General features: G+C 69.8%; 1 protein-coding gene. It reads left to right on the top strand.

The genetic code is table 11. The features are described 5' to 3' along the window. Window positions 1-822 precede the first annotated feature (822 nt). Window positions 823-1149, top strand: coding sequence for a hypothetical protein (locus DZF91_RS03020; RefSeq protein WP_147340964.1), 327 nt, complete (start codon window positions 823-825; stop codon window positions 1147-1149). Window positions 1150-1720: the final 571 nt, after the last annotated feature.

The following is a 1720-nucleotide window of genomic DNA, read 5'->3' as shown; positions in this document are numbered from 1 at the left end:
CGGAAGCGACACGCTTCCGGCCCCGGGGCTTTTTGCTGCCCGAAGACGCCCCGGCCGAGGCTGCCGAGATCGGCCGAGGCGGGAGCGAATGGGCGAGGCCGGCCGAGGCGGGAGCGAGCCGGGAGCGAAGGGGCGAGGTGAGGGCCGGTTGCGCCTTCGTCCCTTCCTGGGCGGCGACATGTCCCTCCCCGGGTGGCCAGGGAGAACAGGCTCCCAGGGCGGCGTTCGTGGGTCTGTGGAGGCGCTGAGCGCCTCAGGGACGGCCTCGCGGGCCCGTCCGGTGCGGCCAGGGGCTAGAGAGGCGTGTCACGGGCCGTGGACGAGCAAGTGTGGTCGCCCGCGCTCTTGCGGAGGAGCGAGCGGTCGCCCGCAGGACCTGTGGGATGAGCGAGTGGGTGCCCGCGCTTCTGCGGACGCGTGACCGGCCCGCGGGGCTGGGGGGGTGCCAGCAGGGACGGCCCGCGCCCCCGCCTGCGGTGCCGGAAGGATTTCCGGCATATGGCATGACAGCCGTTCCTTCCCGTCACGAAAGCGGAATGCGTCTTGTGGGCCCATCCCGGACAGGTGGAGCGAATTCCGAGTGCGGCACGGCCGTTCGCGGGAAGAGACGACGCGAAAACGTGTCGGTGGGGTTGGTGGCGAGTGGTGATGATTTGCCCCCGGGGCGTGTGTCATTGGCAGGTCAAGAAATGGCGAGCAACCCGCTAATCGTTCGGGCAGAGGTGGAACTCGGCGAGATCAACGTGTTGAGTGTCCGTGAGTGCCCGGCCTGCAAGAAGGGCACTCGGTCGAAATTCCACTGTGCACAGAAGGGGCTTCGGTATGAAGCGACTGGTGGCGACAGGGTTCATGGCCCTGACGGCGGGTGGCGTGATGATGAGCGCCTCCCCGGCTATGGCCTGGGAGGAGCCGGTCCCGTCGAACATCCACTCCTCGCACTCGTCGAACGCTCAGGGCATCGGCGTCGAGACCTGCCGCTCCGTTGAGGTCGGCGCCGTCATCGGCGTGATCCTCCACAACGTCCTGGCCCAGGACGACGAGCACGGCAACTGCGACAACGGCTCGACGGCGACCTACGCCCACGTCGAGCGCGGCCACGGCCACGGCTACTACGGCCACGGTCCGGTCTGGGACGGGTACCGTCACTGATCTAGGGCCTTTACCGGGCCGGGGGCGAGTTCGGCTCGCCCCTGGCCCGTTCCCTTTGTCCGGGTTGTTTTCCGCACCGGTCGAAGCCGTTCCGCCGTCCCCCTGGCATTCGCCGGAAGTGGTGACGGCGTTCGTGTCGTCGTGGCAGCGCGGATGAGTCGCCGGAAGTGGTGACGGCGTTCGTGTCGTCGTGGCAGCGCGGATGAGGCGCGCCGGCGGTTCGTGAACCCGAACAAAAGTGGACGCCCCGGAGTATCGAGCTTCCCGCCGTGCCCGGAAAGTCTTGTTCGCTGATGTATCCGCGATGCCGCCGCGAATTTACCGGAAAAGGCACCCGCTTTCGACGCGCGGACCACCCGGACAACCCCGTCGTCCGGGTGCGTGCCGCCACGCGCGGACGGCTCACCGGGCCTGGCCTCTCCGTTCCTGGGAAGGACGTCGATTGGGAGCTCAAGGGCTTGCGGCGCTCGGCACGGCCGAGGGGACCACGACCCGCCCGTCGGCCGCCCGGGACCGCGCACCCCGGAGGCCGGACCGGCGTCCCGCCCACCGGCGCGGCGCCCGCCACCGC

It is taken from the genome of Actinomadura logoneensis, from assembly GCF_003428695.1.
Lineage (GTDB): Bacteria > Actinomycetota > Actinomycetes > Streptosporangiales > Streptosporangiaceae > Spirillospora > Spirillospora logoneensis.
The sequence above is the reverse complement of the archived record's forward strand: the minus strand, read 5'-3'. Positions and strand labels throughout refer to the sequence as shown.